We start from the raw sequence: 23,145 nt of genomic DNA on the forward strand, positions 1-23,145 counted from the left end.
AACAATCAACATAGCATATTAACGAATTAACCATGCGCCTGATCATCATTTTACTGCTAAGTATAACAACCTCCAGATTGTTTGCACAAAAAAAGCCCAATATCATTTTAGTACTGGCCGACGATATGGGTTATAGCGATATTGGTTGTTATGGCAACCCCTTAATACAAACTCCGTTCCTCGATAAAATGGCGCGCAATGGTGTGATGGCTACTAATTTCGTCACCACCTCTCCTATTTGTTCTCCTTCCCGTGCATCGCTGCTAACAGGCCGATACTGCACCAGGTCCGGCATCACTTATGTTATTGGCCCCGGCAATAAAATAACCATGCCCGAAAATGAAATAACTATTGCAGAAATATTAAAACCCAATGGCTATACAACCGGCGCTGTGGGTAAATGGCATGTGGGAGATTACGGCAGCGGCCTGCCTAATAAACAAGGCTTTGACTTTTTTTATGGGATGATGTACAGTCATGATTATAGAAGCCCTTATGTAAAAACGGATACGGTAATTAAGCTATTCAGAAACACCACCCCCGAAATCTATCAACCAGCCGACAGCGTATTGAATGATCTTTATGTAAAAGAAGCAACGGGGTTTATTACTAAATCTGCTAAAAATAAAAAGCCCTTCTTTCTCTACCTTGCTCATAACATGCCACATTTACCGGTTGCATTTGCAGCGATGAAGAAACGGGGAAAAAGTTCGGCGGGTGGTGAACTGGGTGATGTGATAGAGGATATGGATGAAGGATTATCCAGGATATGGAAAGCTGTTGAGCAGGCCGGGCAAGCGGATAACACAATTTTTATATTCAGCAGTGACAATGGTCCCTGGCAGAATGCTCCACAAAGAATGTATGACGATGGTTACAGTCAGCCCTATCATGTAGGCGCTGCAGGTATCTTCAGAGGCTGGAAGGCGCTCTCGTATGAAGGCGGACATCGTGTACCTTTTATCGTGTACTGGAAGGGGCACACTTTAAAGAATGAAGTGTTATTGAAACCCGTTTCCAATCTTGATGTGTTACCTACCCTGGCCGAATGGACAAAATCAAAGCTACCGGGCAATACCTTAGATGGCCAATCTATATCCGGATTTCTTACAACTAAAAATTACAGCGAGCCGCACCGTCCTATTTACTATCACAATACCGTATTGGAAGGTGTAAAAGACGGGGACTGGAAATTGCGAATTACCCGAAAAGATAACGATCAATTGAAAGAGTTATTTAACCTCTCATGGGATCCTTCCGAGAGGGTCAATCTTTTTGAGAATCCCCAATATACTCAGGAGAAAGAACATCTTTTACAATTATTCGAAGAGTTTCCCAAAGGCAAATAAAGCCTTAACTTCAGGCCTTTAAAATATTTGAATAATGATTGTAATAAAGCCCCGGTTTTTCACTAAACAATTATTGAGCGCTCTGTTCATTTGCTTTATACTTACTGTATCGTATACCACTTTTGGCGCGATAAGACTACCCAACATTATTGGAAACAATATGGTGCTCCAGCAAAAAAGTGAAACAGCCTTATGGGGTTGGTCCAACCCAGCTGAGAAAATTTACATAACTACATCGTGGGATAATCATAAGGATTCAGTGACAGCCGATGGTACCGCCAGGTGGAAATTGAATATCAAAACTCCTGAAGCTGGGGGGCCTTACACCATCACCTTAAAAGGAGAAAATACTATTGTGCTGGAAAATATCATGATCGGAGAAGTATGGGTATGCTCGGGCCAGTCCAATATGGAATGGAGCAGTATACAAAAGCTTCAGCAAATTATTGACGAGATGCCTCATAGCCAAAACAACAATATCAGGTTATTTCATGTGGCTAAAACAACCTCGCCCTACCCGCAGGATTATATAGAAGGGAGCTGGAAGGTTTCGGGGCCTGATGCCTTAAAAGGCTTTAGTGCTGTCGCTTATTTCTTTGCAAAGGAACTGCAGCAAAAGCTCAACGTACCGGTTGCCGTAATCAATACGAGCTGGGGTGGTACACCTGCTGAAACATGGACGCCGGCAGAAAAAGTAAATAATAATGAAGTATTGGCCAGATCTGCCGCCATGCAAAAAACAGTGCCCTGGTGGCCTGTAACACCCGGTTATGCTTATAATGCCATGATCTATCCACTACTAAACCTTTCTATTGCAGGCGCCATTTGGTACCAGGGTGAGGGTAATACGGCAATGCCTTTTACTTACGGGCAGCTATTTTCTGAAATGATCCAAAGCTGGAGGGCGGCATGGAAAAAAGATTTCCCGTTTTATTATGTACAGATAGCGCCCTTTAATTATGGCAATAATAACGTGGGTAACCTGATTCGCGAGCAACAGGCGAAAGTACTTAACCTGCCTAACACAGGTATGGTGGTTATTTCAGACCTGGTAAATGATGTTAAAAACATTCACCCCACCAATAAAAAAGATGTGGCTTTGCGGCTGGCCAATTATGCATTAGCAGAGACTTATGGCCATAATATAGCAGGCTATAAAAGCCCCTTGTTTAACCGCATGCAGATAACCGGTAATAAGGTCAACTTATATTTTGACAATGCTCCCAACGGCTTTAAGCTAAATGCAGGTAAAGCTGCTACCGAGTTTTACCTCGCAGGGGCAGATCAGGTATTTGTGCCCGCATCTATTAAAACAGAAAAAGACCGGTTGATTGCGTCCAATCCTGAAGTTAAAAACCCTGTAGCTGTAAGGTTTTCCTTTAGTAATGGAGGTATGTCCAATATCCTCAGCAAGGAAGGTTTACCGGTAGCTCCTTTCAGAACAGATGACTGGGCGGTGGATACAAGTAAGGTGAAGTAGGGATGGAAGACGCTGGATACTGGATGCGGGATCGAGATATAATGCATGACCTCAACGTTCAATATTCAATTAAAGCTGTAGAGAGCAGCCATACACCGTATATCGTACATTGAGAGAGAGACCGAATGCGGCCCTTATATCCCGTCTACATCAGGTATAACCGTTACCGATTTATACCTGGGCTCCTGGTGTAATACGGCGATCTGGTAGAGAATATCTTTTTTGCATTGCTCTAATGCTTTGGCATTACGGGGCAATTTCAATAATATTTCCATTAAATACTGGTTTCTAAGCCGGTTAATAACAGGTTCAGCCGGCCCGGTAATATGGTCCTTATACCGGTTAGACAAAGCTCCTGTAAAAATCTGGGCTGCGTCCTGCACTACTTCCCTGATCTTGTTCTTAAAAGTCAATTTAATGATCCTCGAAAAAGGAGGATAAAAAAACTGTTCCCGTTTAGCTATCTCATCGTTATAGAGTGCATCATAATCATGTTGCTGCACCTGCATCAAAACGGGATGTTTGGGTTGCGAGGTTTGTACCAATACTTTTCCTTTACCATGCTTTCTTCCGGCGCGGCCGCTTACCTGCTCCATCAATTGGAACGCTCTTTCGTTTACCCTGAAATCAGCGAATGATAAAATACCATCAGCATCTAAAATACCCACTAGGTCTACATTCCCGAAATCCAACCCCTTAACCACCATTTGCGTTCCAACCAGTATGTCGATATTCAGCTGTTCAAAACTCTGGATCAGCTGATCGTGTGCATTTTTTCCTCGTACTGAATCCATGTCCATGCGTGCCGTTTTAGCCAGCGGAAAAATTTCCTGCAGTACTTCCTCAATACGTTCAGTACCAAATTGCCTCTGTACAAAGTCGTGACTGCCACAGGCTGCGCAGGTCTGCATAGGCGCGTAGCTGGTTCCGCAGTAATGGCAAACCAGCTTATTGTAAAATTTATGAAATGTTAATGATACGTCGCAGTGCTTGCATTGAGGTATCCAACCGCAAACATTACATCGTTGATAAGGCGTGTATCCGCGCCTGTTCTGGAACAATATTACCTGCTTTGCGGCGTCCATTGACGCTTGTATGGCATTGCACAAAGGCTCACTTAAAATCGCGGCATTAGGATCTTTGGGTTTCAACCTGCGCGTATCAATCATTTCCAGTACCGGCATCTCTACGTTGCCATAGCGCTGCATTAGTTTTACCAACCCGTATTTCTCTTTGGAAGCATTGTAATAAGACTCCAGAGATGGTGTAGCACTTCCCAGCAGCACTTTACAATCTTCGTATAAAGAAGACATATAAATCGCCGTATCTCTGGCATGGTACCGGGGTGCGGGCTCCATTTGCTTATAGGACGTATCATGTTCCTCATCACATATGATCAGCCCGAGATTTCCAAAAGGTAAGAATAGAGCCGAACGGGCACCTAACACTATTTTCAACTCCCCATCTTTTACTTTATTCCATATTTCTATTCTTTCGTTTTGGGAGAACCTGGAATGATAAACACCGATATGGCCGCCAAAATGCTTTTGCAAACGCCTGATGGTTTGGGAGGTCAGCGCAATCTCAGGCAACATATATAATACCTGCTTACCCGACCTGATATAGTCTTCTATTAAACGGATATATATTTCGGTCTTGCCGCTCGATGTAACGCCATGCAACAAGCAGATAGGCTTCTCCGTTAGCGAAGTTTTAATTTCTTCAAAAGCAGTTGTCTGCGCTTCCGATAAACTAAAATTAATTTCAATATTTTTCGCCCCTCTTTTTATACGGTCTACCACCCTCCTTTCTGCCACCAATATGCCCTTTTCTATCAGCCCTTTTAATTGAGCATCTGTTGCTCCTGATTTTTTAAGTAAGGCCGACTTGGTAATTTCTCCCTCTGTTTTTTGAAAATGCAGGTAAGCCAGGAGTAACTCCATTTGCTTCTCAGCCCGTTGCAATCTTTTGTCTTCATTAAGCAACAGCTCCAATGCGGCTTCCGAGCTGTACTCCGTACTCAATAAGATATAGTCTTCTTTTTTAGGAGTATAGGTTTCCTTTAGCGCCTCCCATACATAACATATCCTTTTTTGTATCAAACGGTTGATCACCGGATACACGTGAGATGAGTCAAGTATCAACTGTACTTCCGGCAATTTTAGTTCTTTTCTAATCAACAGCGCTTCCGCTACCAGGTATTCTTCATTATCCAGTTCTGTAAAGTCCTCACCCGCTTCTTCATTAAAGACCAGAACTGATTCACTGCTTAGCTTAAAATGCGCCGGTAAGGCCGCCGCCATAACCTCGCCCTGCGTACACATATAGTAGGCCGACATCCACTCCCACAGCAGTAACTGCTGAGGGTACACCACAGGCTGAACATCCAGGATATTCAATACCTCTTTGGCTTCAAAAAATTCCGGAGCTTCCTGATGTAACTGTTTTACGATCCCGGCATAGCGTTTATTTTTACCCAGGTTCACTTCTACCCTGCATCCCACCTTGATAATCGGAAGCATATGTTGTGGCACCAGCCAGGTGTAATTAATGGGTAGCGCCAACGGAATTATAATTTCCGCGAAAACCTTTCTTGTATTAGTTGGTTCGTATAATTCCAGCTCCTGCATGTATGATCAATAAAATTACGATTTAGATACCCAATCTGCATTGTACTGGAGCAATGCCTGCTCCATAGCTGCAAAAACGGTTTGCTTTAACAAATGATAATCTGCTCCCGGTTCAATTTTGCTTAAATATAACGCCCTGCACCTCCCCGGCGTTAGCGAAAAAACCGTGCTGTAATGCATCCGTTTATAAGTATCTAAAAACAAAACCGGCTGCACGGGTGTTTGCGTCTCTACGGCCAGTTTAAATGCTCCGTTATAAAATTCTTTTAACGGAGCAGTAGTTTCATTAAACGTTCCTTCAGGAAATACAAATATGGATATCCCTTTGTTTAAAACTGCTTTAAGTGTTTTTAAACTCGAGGCTCTGTGAGCAGCATCGCTGCGGTCTACTGTAACGATCGCATTTTTATAAATGAAGCCGAATACCGGTACCTTAGTCATTTCTATTTTTCCTAACGGCCGCAACGGTGTTCTAAAAACCTTCACCAGCATAGGAATGTCCAGATAGGAAATATGATTGGCTACAATAATGCTTTTTTCACGGGCATTGAATGGTGTTTCATAAATCGATTTTACACGGATAAATGTAAAAGCGAACCAGCAATCGGCCCAGAAAACGCAGAGCCTGTAAATCATATTCCCACCTTTGATATGGCCGAAAAAACTGGCGATGATCACAAAAGGGAATATCAACAACATGAAGGCCACAAAGATGATGGCGGCATAAATGCTGAATAGAAAACGAAGTACTGTCATATACTGTAGCAAATGTAATGATTAGTTGGTTGGTTGCTTAGTTAACAAGTTGATATGTTGACTGACTCCCCGGCGGCTGACGGGGTTAACAGGGAACACGAAATCTACTTTGTTTTGTGTAGTGCCACGAAAACAAAAGCAGTTAGACGGAGACTGTTCAATCCAAAAACAGACAGAGCCTTGCGCACTCCCCTTCCTGGGATAGGTTAGGGAGACCAACCTTTCAACTTTTCAACGTACCTTTGCACTCTTATGCAGGGCGCAAAATCAGTAGCTTTTCACACTTTGGGATGTAAATTAAATTACTCTGAAACCTCCTCCATTTCGCGAATGATGGAAAATGAAGGTTTTGTGAAAAAGGAATTTACAGAAGAAGCGGATGTGTATGTGATCAACACCTGCTCTGTTACGGAAAATGCGGATAAAGAATGCCGCCAGCTGGTACGCCGTATACAGCGGAAAGCACCTGAAAGTATTGTAGTGATCACCGGCTGCTATGCCCAGTTAAAACCTAAAGAAATTGCTGAGATTCCGGGAGTTGACCTGGTACTCGGAGCTGCCGAAAAATTCAATATTACCAAACATATTAAAGAAATTGCCAAAGGTGACTCGGCTAAAATATGCAGTTGCGATATCGAAGAAGTTTCAGGATTCAACTCTTCTTTTTCGATCAACGATCGCACCCGTACTTTTTTAAAAGTACAGGATGGTTGTGACTATAATTGCTCTTTTTGTACTATTCCGATGGCTCGTGGCAAAAGCCGGAGCGATAGTATTGCCAATGTGATCAAAAGTGCGCAGAGCCTGGCGGCAACTGGTGCGAAAGAAATTGTACTTACGGGTATTAACCTGGGTGATTTTGGAAAAGGACCCGATGGCAATGAGCCTATATCTTTTCAAAACCGCGAAGAAAACTTTTACAAGCTGATTCAGGAGTTGGACCAAATAGACGGTATTGAACGCTACCGTATTTCTTCCATCGAGCCCAACCTGCTTACCAATGAAATAGTGGAGTTTGTAGCCAACAGCCAAAAGTTTATGCCTCATTTTCACATTCCTTTACAAAGCGGCAGCAATACTATTCTGGGGATGATGCGTCGCCGGTACAAGAGGGAGCTATATGCCGAGCGTGTTGGCCTGATCAAAACTTTGATGCCTCATGCAGCCATCGGAGTTGACGTTATTGTAGGATTTCCGGGCGAAACGGAAGCTGCCTTCAGAGAAACCTATGATTTTCTTCACGCGTTGAATATCTCCTACCTGCACGTTTTCACCTACTCTGAGCGTGATAACACGCATGCGCTTAGCTTGGGTCCTGTAGTGGATATGCATACACGGCATGAAAGAAACAAATCGCTTCGCAATCTTTCTTACATGAAAATGCAGTACTTCGAAGCCAGCCACGCAGGACAGACACGAAAAGTATTATTTGAAAACCATAATAAGAACGGCATGATGGAAGGATATACCGACAATTATATCCGTGTGAGTGTGCCTTATAAAACCGGCTGGGAAAACAGTATTATGGAGTGGCGCTTGTAGTGCCGGGATTTACTTGCCTTTATTTGCCTTGTATTGTTGATTTAAGCCTTGTATTACTTCGCTGGTAATATCATAAGCCGTATCACTGTAATAGAAGAAGGGTTCATGAGAAAATATAAAGGAATAAGTACCGTCAGCGTTAAACTTCTTAAGGTAATCCTGAATGTCTTTGATAACACTCATGTTTTTAGAGGCCAGCCAGCTTTGATAGCCATCCATTAGTGATTGTCTTTTTTCCAGGATCTGGCGTTGGGTACTCTCAATATCCTCCCGTGCTGCCACGGCCTGTTCCTCGGTCATAGAGGCACCTCTTTGTTGATAGCCTTCAAACTTATTTCTGTAAGCTTTGTCCATTTTATTCAATTCTGCATCTAAACTCTCCTGCCTTCTTTCTACTTCTTTAGATACAGCTTTAGCCAGTTCATATTTACTCTGGATGGAATCCATATTCATGTAAGCAAACAATAGTTTCTTACTCCCGAGGCTATCTTTTGTTTTCAAAACGCCCCCGGCTGTCACCACTTTTTCCGAACCGCTTGTAAATTGCTTATACAATAAGAATGATACGGCAATAACCAGCAAAGCATTTACAATCAATAAGGTTTGTTTCATCCGAATATTTTATTTTTTTATGGGTTGGACGCCCACCTTACAGGTGGAAAGCGAACGCCTGCCGCTATCCTCCCTATCAAACTTTTTACATGGCGTCTTATGTAACATCCAAATTTAAACCTGCAATATAGTCATCAATTAAAGAAAAAGTGCAGATGAAAACCTTTCTTATGAAAGGCTTAACGAGAATTCAGAGATTTTAGATCGAAAAGTTAAGAGTTAACATGCGAACTACCAAGTTTCTTCCATAAAAAAAGAGCAACCCTGGTATGATCCAGAATTGCTCTTACCAATCTTTATTTTAGAGATTACTCTTCCTCATCAAATGCCATAGCTTCACGGGTAGTTTGTAACAGTTCGTATTCTTCTTTGCTTCCTACGATCATGTTTTCAAACTCACGCAAACCAGTACCGGCAGGAATGTGATGACCGGTAATTACGTTCTCTTTCAAGCCCAGCATTTCATCTGCTTTACCGTGTATAGCTGCAGAAGACAACACTTTAGTTGTTTCCTGGAACGATGCCGCAGAAATCCAGCTTTGTACGCCCAAAGAAGCTTTTGTAATACCCAGTAATGTAGGCGATGAAGTTGCAGGTTGTGCATCCCTGAACTCAACAGGCTTTTTATCATTACGACGTAATACAGAGTTTTCTTCTCTCAGGTCGCGTAAGCTGATGATCTGACCTGCGCGAAGTTTAGCAGAGTCACCCGGATCGGTAACTACTTTCTTCTCGTATACGTAATCATTTTCGTCAACAAATTCAAATTTATCTACCAGGTCATCTTCAAGGAAACGGGTGTCTCCCGGATCAACGATGTTTACTTTACGCATCATTTGACGAACGATCACCTCAACGTGTTTGTCGTTGATTTTCACCCCCTGTAAACGATAAACCTCCTGTATCTCGTTCACAACATACTGTTGTACAGCAAACGGTCCCTGAATAGAAAGGATATCCTGAGGAGAAACCTGACCATCACTTAAAGAAGTACCGGCTTTCACAAAATCACCATCCTGAGCCAGGATCTGGCGTGTTAAAGGAACCAGGTATTTTCTGGTAACGCCATCTTTAGCTTCAATGATGATTTCACGGTTACCACGTTTTACAGCACCCATAGTTACCACACCATCAATCTCAGAAACCACCGCAGGGTTACTTGGGTTACGAGCCTCAAACAATTCTGTTACACGAGGCAGACCACCCGTGATATCTTTCAGTTTACCTAAGATACGAGGGATTTTCACTAACACTTTACCCGCTTTCACCTCATCACCTTCATCCAGCATAATATGAGAGCCCGTAGGTAAGTTGTAAGATTTATCCGTTTTACCTTCTACGATGATGGAAGGAATTTTCGTTTTATCTCTGGTTTCGATTACCACTTTTTCACGGTGACCTGTTTGCTCATCAGATTCTTCGCGGTAGGTGATACCTTCAATTACATTATCAAATTTCAACACACCATCTACCTCTGCTACGATAACGTTGTTATAAGGATCCCATGAGCAGATCGCATCTCCTTTGGAGACTTTCTGGCCATCTTTCACCAACAAGGTAGAACCATAAGGAATGTTGTTAGTAATTAATAACCTGTCCGCCTTAGTATCAATGATACGCGCTTCACCGGTACGACCAATAACCACTTTCACTTCTTCGCCTTCAGCATTGGTTGTAGCAACAGAGCGCACACCGTCAAACTGTATCGTACCGTCAAACTTAGCGATCAATGTAGATTCTACAGAAGCAGAACCGGCAACACCACCCACGTGGAAGGTACGAAGTGTTAACTGTGTACCTGGTTCACCGATTGACTGTGCAGCGATGATACCCACCGCGTCACCTCTTTGCGCCAATATGCCGGAAGCCAGGTTTTTACCATAACACCTAACGCAACATCCGCGCTTGCTTTCGCAGGTTAATACAGAACGTATTTCAATAGACTCAACGCCGGCTTCTTCAATTTGTCTTGCTACTGCTGCTGAGATTTCCGTACCTGCTTCAATAATCAGCTCATCAGTTTGAGGATGGAATACATCATGCAATGAGGTACGTCCTTCAATCCTGTCTGATAATGGTTCGATCACATCTTCGTTATCTTTTAAAGCAGATGTATTAATACCACGTAAGGTACCGCAATCTTCTTCAGTAATTACCACGTCCTGAGAAACGTCCACCAGACGACGGGTTAAGTAACCTGCATCCGCCGTTTTCAGAGCCGTATCCGCCAAACCTTTACGCGCACCGTGTGTAGAGATAAAGTAATCCAATACATTCAAACCGCCTTTAAAGTTAGAAAGGATCGGGTTTTCAATGATCTCAGAACCGGTAGAACCGGATTTTCTTGGTTTAGCCATCAGCCCCCTGATACCAGCCAGCTGTTTGATCTGCTGTTTAGAACCACGGGCTCCGGAATCCAGCATCATGTAAACCGAGTTAAATCCTTGTTTGTCTGAGGCCAGCTCACGAATCAAGGTTTCGGTCAACCTCGTATCCACACGGCTCCAGATATCTACGATCTGGTTATAACGTTCGTTGTTGGTAATAAGCCCCATGTTATAGTTGTCCCAAACCTCATCCACTTCACCTTTGGCGTTCTCCAGTAACTCAGCTTTAATTTCCGGAATGATCAGGTCATTAATGCTGAACGATAAACCACCCTGGAAGGCAGTACGGAAACCTAACTGCTTGATATCATCCAGGAATTTCGCTGTTTTAGGAACGTTAGTGATCTCGATGATATTACCAATGATCTCACGAAGGTTTTTCTTTGTCAACAGTGCGTTTACAAATCCCACTTCTTCGGGAACATGCTGGTTAAATATAACACGGCCAACAGTTGTTTCTAATAATTTAAACTCCAGCCCGCCTTTTTCGTTACGAACATTGGTTTTTACTTTAATCCAGGCATGAAGGTCGACACGCTTTTCATTGTAAGCAATGATCACTTCTTCTGCAGAATAAAAAGCCTTACCCTCGCCACGTACTTTTTCAGTCTCGGTTGATTTCTTACCCTTGGTAATATAATACAAACCGAGTACCATGTCCTGCGAAGGAAGGGTGATTGGCGTACCATTCTGAGGGTTCAGAATATTATGAGAAGCCAGCATCAATAACTGGGCTTCCAATACCGCCGCGTTGCTCAAAGGCACGTGTACCGCCATCTGGTCACCATCAAAGTCGGCGTTAAATGCCGCTGTAACCAATGGGTGTAACTGGATGGCTTTGCCTTCAATCAGTTTAGGCTGGAAGGCCTGGATAGATAAACGGTGCAGTGTTGGGGCACGGTTCAACATGATCGGGTGACCTTTCAGAATATTTTCAAGGATATCCCAGATAACCGCTTCTTTTTTATCTACCAGCTTCCTTGCAGATTTAACGGTTTTTACGATTCCTCTTTCAATCAATTTGCGAATGATAAATGGCTTAAACAGCTCAGCTGCCATATCTTTTGGCAAACCGCACTCATGCATTTTCATTTCAGGACCTACAACGATAACCGAACGACCAGAATAGTCAACACGTTTACCTAAAAGGTTCTGACGGAAACGACCCTGTTTACCTTTCAATACATCTGAAAGAGATTTCAATGCACGGCCACCCTCAGCTTTAACAGCATTAGATTTACGGCTATTGTCAAACAAGGAGTCGATCGCTTCCTGAAGCATACGCTTTTCGTTACGTAAGATTACCTCAGGCGCTTTAATCTCCATCAAACGTTTTAAACGGTTGTTACGGATAATTACGCGACGGTACAAATCGTTCAGATCAGAAGAGGCAAAACGACCACCATCCAATGGAACCAGCGGACGCAGTTCTGGTGGGATTACCGGGATATACTGCATTACCATCCACTCAGGGCGGTTGGTAATACGGGTATTGGCATCACGGAAAGCTTCTACCACGCTCAAACGCTTCAAGGCGTCTGCTTTACGTTGCTGAGAAGTTTCAGTAGCGGCACTGTTTCTTAAATCAAAAGATAACTGGTCCAGGTCGATACGTTGTAACAAATCATGAACCGACTCAGCGCCCATTTTTGCAATGAACTTCTGAGGATCATCATCAGGTAAATACTGGTTATCTTTAGGTAAAGCATCCAGTATATCCAGGTATTCTTCTTCTGTTAACAAATCACCATAACTCTGCCCTTTATCTTCACGCACACCTGCCTGAATTACTACATAACGCTCGTAGTAAATAATGCTCTCTAATTTCTTAGAGCTCATTCCCAACAGGTAACCAATTTTATTAGGAAGGGATTTAAAGTACCAGATATGAACTACAGGAACTACCAGTTTAATGTGTCCCATTCTTTCACGACGTACTTTTTTCTCGGTTACTTCCACACCGCAACGGTCGCACACAATACCCTTATAACGGATACGCTTGTACTTTCCGCAGGCACACTCATAATCTTTTACCGGGCCAAATATTCTTTCGCAAAACAAACCATCTCTTTCGGGTTTGTAAGTACGGTAGTTAATCGTTTCTGGCTTCAATACTTCACCAAAGCTCTTCTCCAGGATAGAGTCAGGCGAAGCAAGGCCAATAGTTATTCTTGAAAACGCTGCTTTTGGACGATTGTCTTTTTTAGTAGCCATGTTCTATTTAAAGTTTTTTATTTTAAGATTTAAGAATCGGGACGCTGACTGTTAGAAGAAGTCCATAGACCATTGATATGGTCCATGGACTTTCAAATATTATTCAAACGTCAGGTCAAGACCTAAACCTCTTAACTCATGTACCAATACATTGAATGATTCAGGAACTCCGGCACGCGGTACGTTTTCACCTTTTACAATGCTTTCGTACGTTTTAGCGCGGCCAATGATATCATCCGATTTAATGGTTAATAATTCCTGTAAGATATTCGATGCTCCGTATGCTTCGAGTGCCCATACCTCCATCTCACCAAAACGCTGACCACCGAACTGAGCTTTACCACCCAGAGGTTGTTGTGTGATCAGTGAGTATGGTCCGATAGAACGTGCGTGCATTTTATCATCCACCATGTGGTGCAGTTTGATCATGTAGATCACGCCCACTGTTGCTTTCTGGTGGAAGCGCTCACCGGTTTCTCCATCATACAGGTGCGTGTGACCGAACTTAGGGATACCTGCTTCGTCACAATAGTTCTCAATTTCTTCGGTAGAAGCACCATCGAAAATAGGCGTAGCGAATTTCACACCCAGGTTTTTACCAGCCCAACCTAAAACAGTTTCATAAATCTGTCCCAGGTTCATACGTGAAGGTACCCCTAGCGGATTCAATACGATATCCACCGGTGATCCATCCTCAAGGAACGGCATATCTTCCTGGCGAACGATCTTCGCAACAATACCTTTGTTACCGTGGCGACCCGCCATTTTATCACCCACTTTCAATTTACGTTTCACCGCCAGGTATACTTTAGCTAATTTCAATACACCTGCAGGTAATTCGTCACCTATTGAAATATTGAACTTTTCTCTTTTATAGCGTCCGAGTTCTTCGTTAAACTTAATGCTATAGTTATGCAGTAAAGTATTTACCTGGTCATTGATCTTTTCGTCGGTAGTCCAGCCCAAAGGATTGATATTTGCATAATCCAAAGAAGCCAGGTTTTTAGCGTTGAACTTAGAGTTCCTACCAATCACGATCTCATCAAAGCTATTCTTAACACCTACAGAAGTCTGGTTTTCCAGTAAAGTACCCAGTTTTTCTAACAGCACATTCAGGATATCCTGCTCGTTCTTTTCATGAACGCGATCTAATTTTTCAATTGCTGCTTTTTCACGAACCTTGGCATTTTTATCTTTCTTGGCACGCTGGAATAGCTTCTTACCAATCACCACACCTTCTACACCGTTCGGCGCTTTCAAAGAAGCATCTTTTGCATCACCTGCTTTATCACCAAAAATCGCACGTAATAACTTCTCTTCAGGAGTCGGATCGCTTTCACCTTTTGGAGTGATCTTACCAATAAGGATATCACCTTCCTTGATCTGCGCACCTATGCGGATAATACCGTTCTCATCCAGGTCTTTAGTAGCTTCTTCAGATACGTTGGGGATATCAGCTGTTAATTCTTCTTCACCTAATTTAGTATCACGCACTTCCAGCTCGTATTCCGAAATGTGGATAGAAGTAAACATATCTTCTTTCACCACACGTTCACTGATCACGATTGCATCCTCGAAGTTGTAACCTTTCCATGGCATGAAGGCCACTTTCAGGTTTTTACCTAATGCAAGCTCACCGTTTTGAGTAGCATAACCCTGGGTAAGGAAGTCTCCATTTTTTACCTTCTGACCTTTTTTTACAGTAGGCATCAGGTTAATACAAGACTCCTGGTTGGTTTTTATAAATTTGGTCAGCTTGTATATTTTCAGATCTTCTTCAAAGCTTACCAGTTTTGCATTCACATCTCTGTCGTAACGCACGTGAATTTCAGTTGCGTCTACAAACTCAACCACACCATCGCCTTCAGCGTGGATCTGGATCCTGGAATCGCGTGCTGCTTTTCCTTCCAGACCTGTACCCACGATAGGTGCATCAGGACGCAATAGAGGAACCGCCTGACGTTGCATGTTTGATCCCATCAATGCACGGTTGGCATCATCATGCTCCAGGAACGGAATCAAAGAAGCGCTCAATCCCACGATCTGGTTAGGAGCTACGTCCATGTATTCTACTTCAGATTTATCCAAAATGGGGAAGTCTCCTGTTTCACGGCTTTCAATTTTCTCTTCAACAAAATTACCATCAGCATCTAACGCAGTATTTGCCTGGGCAATTTTTGCTGTATCTTCTTCTTCTGCGCTTAAGAATTTAAGTTTCTTCACATCCACTTTACCGTTTACCACTTTATGATAAGGGGTTTCGATAAAGCCCATTTCATTAATAGTAGCATGTACGCAAAGTGTAGAGATCAGACCGATATTCGGTCCCTCCGGGGTTTCAATAGTACATAAACGGCCGTAGTGCGAATAATGCACGTCACGAACCTCAAATCCGGCTCTCTCACGACTCAAACCGCCTGGCCCGAGCGCTGAAATACGGCGTTTGTGTGTAATTTCCGACAGCGGGTTGGTTTGATCCAGGAACTGGGATAACTGAGACGTACCAAAGAAAGAGTTGATCACAGAAGAAAGGGTTCTTGCATTGATCAGATCCACCGGCGTAAATACCTCGTTATCACGAACGTTCATTCTTTCACGGATGGTACGAGCCATACGTGCCAGACCCACACCAAACTGGGCATATAACTGCTCACCCACCGTACGTACCCGACGGTTGCTCAGGTGATCGATATCATCGATCTCTGCTTTACCATTGGTTAAACGTACCAGGTATTTGATGATCTCGATAATATCGAGCTTAGTTAAAGTTTTCTGGTCCAGGGGAGCGTCTATATTCAATTTACGATTGATTTTGTAACGTCCCACTTCACCCAGATCATAACGCTTATCGCTAAAGAATAATTTATCGATAATACCACGGGCAGTTTCATTATCAGGAGCATCAGCACCGCGCAACTGACGGTAAATGAACTGAACCGCTTCCAACTCACTGTTCGAAGTATCTTTATTTAAAGTGTTGTAAATAATTGCATAATCACCTCCTACATCTTCTCTCTGGATAAATACGGTATCGATCGCCATATCAACGATCGTTTCGATCGCCTCTTCATCCAGAACCGTATCACGCTCCATTACAATTTCATTACGCTCAATCGATACTACTTCACCTGTATCTTCATCCACAAAATCTTCTACCCATGTGCGCAACACGCGTGCCGCCAATCTTTTACCAAGATGGGCTTCCAACGCTTTTTGGTCCCCGGCTACTTCATCAGCCATGCCAAATAATTCCAGGATATCCTTATCTGTTTCATAACCGATAGAACGCAATAAGGTAGTAACCGGGAATTTCTTCTTGCGGTCGATATACGCATACATTACGTTGTTGATATCGGTAGCGAACTCCATCCATGCTCCTTTAAAAGGAATAACACGTGCAGAGTAGATTTTTGTACCATTCGGGTGAACAGACTGACCAAAGAATACACCAGGAGAACGATGTAACTGGGAAACAACCACACGCTCTGCACCATTGATAACAAAAGTACCACGCGGAGTCATGTAAGGGATATTACCCAAAAACACATCCTGAACGATCGTCTGGAAATCAACGTGCTCTTCGTCGTTACAGCTTAGGCGAAGTTTCGCTTTCAGCGGAACGGCATAAGTTAAGCCCCGCTCCATACACTCGTCGATCGAATAACGGGGAGGATCAATAAAGTAGTCTAAAAATTCCAGTACAAAGATGTTTCTCGTATCAGTGATAGGGAAGTTATCTTTGAACACACGGAACAAGCCCTCAATGTTACGCTTGTCGGGTGTGGTTTCAAGCTGGAAAAACTCTTTAAATGATTGAATCTGAACTTCGAGTAAATCGGGCGTTTCAGCCAGATGCTTGATTTTCCCGAAATTCACTCTTGATTTTACGCTTGTAGCAGACATAAATAATACACCGGTTTTAATGATCGACCTATAGAAACGCCAAAAAGGACCACTTTTATCGCTAAAAGAAATCCTACTGAAATTCAATTACTTGAACACATTTCGTAAGTCAAAATTTTATTGGCCAAAATAAAAAGGACTGCAAAGTTAGGGGATAAAGTATAAAGAAAAAACTTATTAGCAATAATTTTGCCAAATTTTATTTTGATAGTGGTTTTTAGAAATCGTAAATTTAGGAAAATTGCTAGCTATGAGCCTGAAACACACGCTGAAAGAGTCTTTGACTTTTTCCAAAAAAGAACGTATAGGTATAATATTTCTGGTGCCTGTTATCCTGATTATTGCTTTTCTCCCCTTTTTTCAAAAACAGCCCGGCCAGGCTAAGCGCTCCTCAGCGGACTCAATATGGCTGGCAACTGCTAATAATCTGCTGGAAAAAAACACAAGCGAACCATCAGCCGGGCCCGATGACCTATCAGCGCCTGTTAGCTCCCATTTCCCTGTCGACAAAACGGCTGGTAGCTACAACAACCCGGCAAAAAGCGTTCTTTTTAATTTTGATCCGAATACCCTGGATGCCGGCGGCTTTACAAAACTGGGGTTAAGGGACAAAACAATCCGCACTCTCATCAACTATCGAAATAAGGGCGGAAAGTTCAGAAAACCGGATGACCTGGCGAAAGTGTATGGACTGCGACAGGAAGAGTTTCAACGATTGAAACCCTACATAACCATCGCAAACAGTACAGGCAGAGGTGATTACTATCACCCAAATAATAACTATAAAAATAGGGATCAGGAGGGATACATATCTTCGGAACGGAAGCCGCGCTATACCCTCAAAATAATCGACATCAATGCTGCAGATATCGCCGGCTTTGAGTCTTTATACGGAATCGGTAATAAACTGGCTTCTAAAATTATCAATTTCAGGGACAAGCTGGGAGGATTTTATTCGGTTGACCAGGTTGGAGAAACCTATGGGATACCAGATTCAACCTTTCAGAAAATAAAGACGCAGTTAAAAGTTGATGGCCGATCCATCAAAAAAATAAACATCAATACAGCTTCCTATGCGGAGCTCAATAATCATCCCTATATAAGTGCGAAACTGGCTTTCCAGATTTTAAAAGAAAGGAAAGAAAAAGGCAATTTCGCGTCTATAGAAGCGGTAAAAGATCTGGCCATGCAACCTACTGATGACTATGACAAGTTTTCAAGATATATTACCGTTGGTAACTGACAATAAGAGATGATAATAAAAGCCCGCAAATTGCTTTGCGGGCCTTCGTGTTAAAGGGCTCTGAAACAGAGGGCTTATACCCTACTTTTTTATTACTGCAACGGCTTTTGAATAAGTGGTAGTTCCATCTTTATCAACCTGGGCTATACGAACATAAGCGATGGGCTGCTCGCCCGTATCGTAAGAGTCCCCGGATTTATTACATGAGACTGAGACAAAAGCTAAAACAATCGCCAATACCGGTGTTGCCCAAAATGCAGTTTTACGTTTAACCGATGGGAATAACATTAAGGCAATAATGACAAGGGCTACTGCCGGGATCATTGCAAAGCCAGATAAAACTATCAACTCCTGCGCTGTTTTACTAAAGCTGTAACTAATGCTGGTATCAGAGTTACCTCCTTCTGCCTTTGAAGCTACCGTGCCCAGCTTCACCCATGTTTTGCCGTCTGCAGAGCCTTCAATTATAAACTCCTTATTATTCGTTTCGGAAATTGTGCTCCAGTCGATCTGCAGGCTATTATTCTGGAAGATGGCGCTAATATTTCCAAAAGTTACCGGAAGAACAGAATTTGAAGTAACAAAAGCACTATATACGTCCAAGCTGTTTCCCACACTTGTCAAGCCGTCAACTGTAAGCCTTACCTCATCAAAATCTTGACTGGTCTGGAAACCGATAATACTCACATCTGGCGCTGTAATCCCGTTAAGTAGTGTAAGCCCCAACGCACTAAGATTTAATAAATTGCTATTAGTAAAAGTTTCAGCAGCCACACCATCATTATAAGTAGTAATTGTTATGCCGGTAAGCAGTCCAACATCTAACAACCCACTACCTCCTTTTACAATAAAGCCCACGTATTCATCGTTCGTAAATGTATGATTCGGTGTCGTAACAGCTAATGAAGCTGAGCTGGCAGCGCCGGCTCCGACAACACTGCTGTTTAAAGTAACGAAATTGTCAGGATCCGCATCTACCAGGTTGTCGAGTGATTCAGAAAATCCGAGAACATTGGCGCCCACGAGCCCGGAGTTGCCTCCGTTCACAGCCACGCCCATACCGTTAGCAGTTGGGTTACCATTGGCCAAAACCGTATAATCTCCCAATGACGGGCTGGGTGCGCAAAAACCTCTTACCACTGCATTATATACATTAATCACCCCAACATTTGCTTCCAGCAAGCCCTGGCCAATATTAAGCCGTATCTCGTCAAATTCGGTTCCGGCAGTTACCAGAAGCCCGATAGTCTGCTTGCTGCCGGCCGTTAATACGGAGGCATTCAGCAAATTAAGCCCGGAAACACTTTGTACCGTAGTGCCATTATTAAGCACTTCTACGCCAAGGCCACTTAATACTCCCAGGCCCAACAAATTCGTATTTTCAATTTCAAAACCCGCAAAATGGCCAACGGGCATGCTACCTTCTAATAATCTTACAGACAGGTAAGCTCCTCCCGCTACACTTAAATTGGTTCCAATGGTAGCAAAATCGGTAGTAGTGCCATTTACAACATTAGCAGAGTTAGATATGCCATTTAAAATACCAGATATATTAGCCGCGGTATTCAACCCACCTGTTAATCCTGTTGCTCCATAACTCGCCACTGCAGGATAAGATGCCTGGGTTAATGTTGCGGGAGTAGCGCAATTGGGCGCCGTGCCAGCTTCAGGCACTAAAATTTCGGCATAATAGATATTCGGCGGAGTTAGTAATGCGCCAAGATCCAGACCAGAAAATGTGATACGCACTCTTCTAAAGTTTGCTGTGGTAACAAAACCGATCCTCTCTCTATCCGTACCCAAGCCCAAGCCCAGCAACTGCGCCGCATTTTTTGTTTCTACTGCCGTTCCGCCACTGGCTGTAGCGTAGGTACTAATCTGGATATTACTTAAAAGGGCGATACTCAAGAGACCTTTATCCACTACAAAACCAACATCAGCCCCTGCTGCAAATCCACCAGAATAGTCAACTTCAACATACCCGTTGCCTACGGCCAGAGGGTTCATTGAGGCAGAATTAGTGGTTGTATTATTATCAATAACATTTCCAGAGCTTAAAAAACCTGACTGCCCTACAGTTAAATTCCCGGCTGTAAACGTACCGCCACCGCCGCCAATAACAATCGGGGTACTGGTGTTAGTTGGAATTTGAGCATAAGCAGACATGGTATTTAGCAAACATAAAAAGGATAGTAGTACAGTAGCTGCCGTACCTAAATAACTGCTCAGGTTTTTAAAGGGTGAGCATTTGAAAACATAGGTTAAATAATGTCCTACGTTCAAAGATGTAATTTTCTTCATAAAAGGGCTTTTAAAATGATAAATCGGGTTTTTTAAGAATATTTTCAGGGCATAAAATATCTCTGCCATCAGATGTCGGGCGACTTCTGGTGTTGCATCTACACCATAGCATGGTACTCCATTGGGGCAGGTTCGACAGTTATAGTGCTCACAAACCTTTAAAGTGTCTAAGGGTAAGAAACCTGCTTCCAAAGGCAAAACATCCAGGTACTACTGCGCAAAGCTTATTTGCCTGAAATATTCAGACGTTGAAAGCCATACCAGTTCCTGATTGCAATTGAGAAGTACCCAATGGCAAAAAGCTACGGCAACGGTCGGTGATGAACGTGCGGATCGAACTTTTTACGGATATGCGACCGTATATGAATAGTTATTAAACTGCATAGTTCAGGTAGGGCCAAACCAGGGGCATTACAAAATTTCCGTGTGAGATCAGCATTCAGTCTCATAACGTATAGGTTTAAAATGAGCGTTATGCGCAAAATTCACTGCCTTTAAAAGAGAAACGGCTACTACACGGGGCTTAATCGCGTTTACAGCCAGCTTATGAACTTTAACGCCTTTTTTCGGGCTTTTAACTTAAAACATTTCCAAACATCCGGAAAACAAAATGAAGTGTAGGACATAGGGCTCCATTTGTTAGGTATTAGGGCTTTATAATACCTGGCGGCTTATTTGGAATACAAATATATCTAAAAGACGCTTATTATAATTAACAATAAAAATATTTATTATTAACTATTTTTATAGACCAATTTATATGCCACAATGCATGTAAAAAAGGCAACCATAGAAATGGTTGCCTCTATAAAATTATAGTGAAAGGAATTAAGCTACTTCAACATCAGCGCCAGCTTCTTTCAACTTAGCTGCGATATCTTCTGCTTCAGCTTTGCTCACGCCTTCTTTAACAGGTTTTGGAGCGCCGTCAACTAATTCTTTCGCTTCTTTCAAACCTAAACCAGTTAAATCTTTAACGATTTTAACAACGTTTAATTTAGAAGCACCACCGCTTTTCAGGATAACGTCAAATGCTGTTTTTTCTTCTACAGCAGCTGCGCCACCACCGTCGCCGGAAACTACTACTGCTGCTGCAGCTGGTTCGATTCCGTATTCAGTTTTTAAGAAATCTGCTAATTCCTGTACTTCTTTTACAGTTAAACCTACCAGGCTTTCTGCTAAATTTTTAATGTCTGCCATTTTTGTTTAATTTTTACCGTCTTCATTTCCCTCAGAAGGATCCGACGGCGGGTTTAAAAAAATTGTACCCCCAACCCCTTAAAAAGGGATGATTTGGGCGGTGATTTATAAAAAGAACTAAATCCTTGTTTGCCAGATTTGAAACGGACCTGCCCTCCCAAATCTGTTGCTGATTACTCAGCTGCAGGTTTTTCATCTGCCGCAGGAGCTTCGGGTGCTGCAGGAGCCTCGGGAGCCGCTTCAGCCGCAGGCGCTGCTTCAGCAGCAACCGGAGCCACATCTCCTTCTGGTTTGTTTTGTAACGCACCAATAACACGCTGAATTGGAGAAAGCAACAAGCCAATAACCTCGCCGATAAGTTCGTTCTTGGTTTTGATTTGTGTTAATGCTTTCAGCTGGTTGTCACCTGCATACAGGTCTCCGTTGATAAAAGCCAGCTTCAATTCTGGTCTTTCAGCTTTAGCTTCGCTACGGAAAGAGCTTAAAATAACAGCTGGTTCTTTGGGATTTTCAGAGAACATTAAAGCCGTTACTTTATGTAAAGAATCATAAACACCTGCATATTTTTCAGCATCCAGAGATTCCAGTGCTTTTTTGATAAGGGTGTTTTTAGCCACTTTCATTTCAACATTTTTATTGAAACAAGCACGGCGTAATTTACTTACCTGCTCTACAGTAAGCGATTCTGTATCGGTTATATAGAAATTGTCGTACTGAGAGAATTTACCTTTCAATACCTCAATTACTTCGTTTTTTTGATCTTTAGTCATTTTATTTCGATTTGACTGTGTTTAAAATTGTTTCGGTTGTTCTACAACCTGATTAGTGAACAAAGCCTTTAGTGTCTAAAGCAATGCCTGGGCTCATAGAGCTTGCCATGCTGATACCTTTTAAATAGGTACCTTTTGCCGTAGAAGGTTTTGCCTTAATGATAGCGTTGATGAACTCCTGTCCGTTCTGAGCGATCTTTTCCGGAGAAAAGCTTACGCGACCGATAGAAGCGTGGATAATACCAGCTTTATCAACCTTAAACGCAATTTTACCACCTTTTACTTCATTCACTGCAGCTGCCACATCGTTGGTAACAGTACCTGTTTTAGGGTTAGGCATCAGGTTACGAGGACCTAATACTTTACCTAATTTACCAATTTTAGGCATTACGGCAGGAGTAGCGATGATTACATCAACATCTGTCCAGCCGCCTTCAATTTTTTGAATAAACTCGTCTAAACCTACGTGGTCTGCTCCTGCTTCTTTAGCAGCAGCTTCTTTATCAGGAGTGCAAAGAACCAGCACTCTTTTTGTTTTACCTGTACCGTGAGGTAAGGTAACGGTGCCGCGAATAGCCTGATCTGCTTTCTTAGGATCAACACCTAAACGTACGTGCAAATCAACAGAAGCATCAAATTTCGCAACATTTATTTCTTTCACCAGTGAAGAAGCTTCGTTAAGCGTATAAGCTTTGTTAGCATCCACCTTGGAATTTACAGCTTTTCTTTTCTTTGTAATTGCCATTGTAATTCTTTTA

13 protein-coding genes are annotated in these 23,145 nt (G+C 42.7%); 4 read left to right on the forward strand and 9 right to left on the reverse strand.

The features are described from left to right. The first annotated feature begins 77 nt into the window (after window positions 1-77). Both U0035_RS09690 and U0035_RS09695 read left to right on the forward strand, forming a co-directional pair. Entirely contained in the window at window positions 78-1,349 is a 1,272-nt protein-coding gene (locus U0035_RS09690; RefSeq protein ID WP_245957785.1) for a sulfatase-like hydrolase/transferase, read from the forward strand. Between the two features lie 34 nt (window positions 1,350-1,383). After that, window positions 1,384-2,829: a sialate O-acetylesterase gene (locus U0035_RS09695; protein WP_114792113.1), complete on the forward strand. Its 1,446-nt coding sequence runs from the start codon at window positions 1,384-1,386 to the stop codon at window positions 2,827-2,829. A 134-nt stretch (window positions 2,830-2,963) separates the two neighbouring features. On the opposite strand, the gene priA is transcribed toward U0035_RS09695, so the two are convergent. Both priA and U0035_RS09705 read right to left on the reverse strand, forming a co-directional pair. After that, window positions 2,964-5,459: a replication restart helicase PriA gene (gene priA / locus U0035_RS09700; protein WP_114792114.1), complete on the reverse strand. Its 2,496-nt coding sequence runs from the start codon at window positions 5,457-5,459 to the stop codon at window positions 2,964-2,966. 15 nt (window positions 5,460-5,474) lie between these two features. After that, window positions 5,475-6,215: a lysophospholipid acyltransferase family protein gene (locus U0035_RS09705; protein WP_114792115.1), complete on the reverse strand. Its 741-nt coding sequence runs from the start codon at window positions 6,213-6,215 to the stop codon at window positions 5,475-5,477. Window positions 6,216-6,467: 252 nt separating this feature from the next. Between U0035_RS09705 and mtaB the strand changes: the two genes are divergently transcribed. Beyond that, on the forward strand, window positions 6,468-7,757 hold the full coding sequence (gene mtaB / locus U0035_RS09710) for a tRNA (N(6)-L-threonylcarbamoyladenosine(37)-C(2))-methylthiotransferase MtaB (protein ID WP_114792116.1): 1,290 nt from the start codon (window positions 6,468-6,470) through the stop codon (window positions 7,755-7,757). A 9-nt stretch (window positions 7,758-7,766) separates the two neighbouring features. Here the strand turns inward: mtaB and U0035_RS09715 are convergent, their stop codons facing one another. From U0035_RS09715 to rpoB, 3 genes are all read right to left on the reverse strand, one after another. Further along, on the reverse strand, window positions 7,767-8,369 hold the full coding sequence (locus U0035_RS09715; protein ID WP_114792117.1) for an OmpH/Skp family outer membrane protein: 603 nt from the start codon (window positions 8,367-8,369) through the stop codon (window positions 7,767-7,769). A gap of 308 nt (window positions 8,370-8,677) precedes the next feature. Then, window positions 8,678-12,970, reverse strand: a complete 4,293-nt coding sequence (rpoC, locus tag U0035_RS09720; protein ID WP_114792118.1) for a DNA-directed RNA polymerase subunit beta' — start codon at window positions 12,968-12,970, stop codon at window positions 8,678-8,680. Between the two features lie 99 nt (window positions 12,971-13,069). Further along, window positions 13,070-16,873: a DNA-directed RNA polymerase subunit beta gene (gene rpoB, locus U0035_RS09725; protein ID WP_114792119.1), complete on the reverse strand. Its 3,804-nt coding sequence runs from the start codon at window positions 16,871-16,873 to the stop codon at window positions 13,070-13,072. Window positions 16,874-17,123: 250 nt separating this feature from the next. On the opposite strand from rpoB, the gene U0035_RS09730 reads away from it, so the two are divergent. Beyond that, a complete protein-coding gene (locus tag U0035_RS09730; protein WP_245957786.1) occupies window positions 17,124-18,116 on the forward strand; it encodes a ComEA family DNA-binding protein in 993 nt (330 codons plus the stop codon). Between the two features lie 81 nt (window positions 18,117-18,197). Here U0035_RS09730 and U0035_RS09735 read toward each other — a convergent pair whose 3' ends face one another. From U0035_RS09735 to rplA, 4 genes are all read right to left on the reverse strand, one after another. Next, a complete protein-coding gene (locus tag U0035_RS09735; protein WP_162817951.1) occupies window positions 18,198-20,417 on the reverse strand; it encodes an autotransporter outer membrane beta-barrel domain-containing protein in 2,220 nt (739 codons plus the stop codon). A gap of 828 nt (window positions 20,418-21,245) precedes the next feature. Further along, on the reverse strand, window positions 21,246-21,617 hold the full coding sequence (rplL, locus tag U0035_RS09740; RefSeq protein WP_114792121.1) for a 50S ribosomal protein L7/L12: 372 nt from the start codon (window positions 21,615-21,617) through the stop codon (window positions 21,246-21,248). Window positions 21,618-21,790: 173 nt separating this feature from the next. Next, the gene (gene rplJ, locus U0035_RS09745) at window positions 21,791-22,387 is read right to left on the reverse strand and encodes a 50S ribosomal protein L10 (RefSeq protein ID WP_114792122.1); all 597 of its coding nucleotides are present in this window, start codon (window positions 22,385-22,387) and stop codon (window positions 21,791-21,793) included. A gap of 52 nt (window positions 22,388-22,439) precedes the next feature. Continuing rightward, complete coding sequence (gene rplA / locus U0035_RS09750) at window positions 22,440-23,132, reverse strand: 50S ribosomal protein L1 (RefSeq protein ID WP_114792123.1); 693 nt, start codon at window positions 23,130-23,132, stop codon at window positions 22,440-22,442. Between the last annotated feature and the right edge of the window lie 13 nt (window positions 23,133-23,145).

Origin of the sequence: Niabella yanshanensis, assembly GCF_034424215.1 — a bacterium.
Taxonomy (GTDB): domain Bacteria; phylum Bacteroidota; class Bacteroidia; order Chitinophagales; family Chitinophagaceae; genus Niabella; species Niabella yanshanensis.

What these genes read in the sequence shown, in the direction of transcription:
- U0035_RS09730 (WP_245957786.1), top strand. Translation starts at nt 17,124, where the DNA reads ATGAGCCTGAAACACACGCTGAAAGAGTCTTTGACTTTTTCCAAAAAA.
- rplL (WP_114792121.1), bottom strand. Translation starts at nt 21,617, where the DNA reads ATGGCAGACATTAAAAATTTAGCAGAAAGCCTGGTAGGTTTAACTGTA.
- U0035_RS09705 (WP_114792115.1), bottom strand. Translation starts at nt 6,215, where the DNA reads ATGACAGTACTTCGTTTTCTATTCAGCATTTATGCCGCCATCATCTTT.
- priA (WP_114792114.1), bottom strand. Translation starts at nt 5,459, where the DNA reads ATGCAGGAGCTGGAATTATACGAACCAACTAATACAAGAAAGGTTTTC.
- U0035_RS09735 (WP_162817951.1), bottom strand. Translation starts at nt 20,417, where the DNA reads ATGAAGAAAATTACATCTTTGAACGTAGGACATTATTTAACCTATGTT.
- rpoC (WP_114792118.1), bottom strand. Translation starts at nt 12,970, where the DNA reads ATGGCTACTAAAAAAGACAATCGTCCAAAAGCAGCGTTTTCAAGAATA.
- U0035_RS09715 (WP_114792117.1), bottom strand. Translation starts at nt 8,369, where the DNA reads ATGAAACAAACCTTATTGATTGTAAATGCTTTGCTGGTTATTGCCGTA.
- rplJ (WP_114792122.1), bottom strand. Translation starts at nt 22,387, where the DNA reads ATGACTAAAGATCAAAAAAACGAAGTAATTGAGGTATTGAAAGGTAAA.
- mtaB (WP_114792116.1), top strand. Translation starts at nt 6,468, where the DNA reads ATGCAGGGCGCAAAATCAGTAGCTTTTCACACTTTGGGATGTAAATTA.
- rpoB (WP_114792119.1), bottom strand. Translation starts at nt 16,873, where the DNA reads ATGTCTGCTACAAGCGTAAAATCAAGAGTGAATTTCGGGAAAATCAAG.
- rplA (WP_114792123.1), bottom strand. Translation starts at nt 23,132, where the DNA reads ATGGCAATTACAAAGAAAAGAAAAGCTGTAAATTCCAAGGTGGATGCT.
- U0035_RS09695 (WP_114792113.1), top strand. Translation starts at nt 1,384, where the DNA reads ATGATTGTAATAAAGCCCCGGTTTTTCACTAAACAATTATTGAGCGCT.